The sequence below is a fragment of the Nesterenkonia sp. K-15-9-6 genome, from assembly GCF_052656005.1.
Genome location: NZ_JBQYEY010000073.1, coordinates 1 through 422, shown reverse-complemented (window position 1 = coordinate 422; position 422 = coordinate 1). Strand labels below are relative to the sequence as shown.

The following is a 422-nucleotide window of genomic DNA, read 5'->3' as shown; positions in this document are numbered from 1 at the left end:
GGAACACACGGTGGCCGTCACCCTCTTTCCGAGGGACTGCTCACCGCTGCTCGTACACCACTCTGCCGGACGCTACTACCGTCAGCGGCTCACCCGGAACATGGACATCCTCACCCACGGGTTGGAACAGATCGCCCACAACTATGCCCGACACATCACCCTGACAGAGGAAGATCCCGAGACCTTCGGAGCCGGACACTACGTCCTCTACCCTCACGGGCGCACGGACCGGCGGTTCACCGTTGAGGAACGCTACATCGACACCGACTGGTCAGACCCCGACCGACTACCAGCCTCCTGGACCTGGAAAGCCCAAACCCGACACCAACGATCCGATGGTTCCCATCGGGTCTGCTGAAGGTTCGGTTGACTCCATGCTTCACGCCGCCAACGCGACGTCTTGAGTGTAGACGGTCTCGTAC

At 61.4% G+C, this 422-nt stretch carries 1 pseudogene; it reads left to right on the top strand.

The features are described from left to right. Positions 1-358: pseudogene (locus tag SD455_RS16660) on the top strand (hypothetical protein); the annotation flags it as partial. Positions 359-422 lie beyond the last annotated feature (64 nt).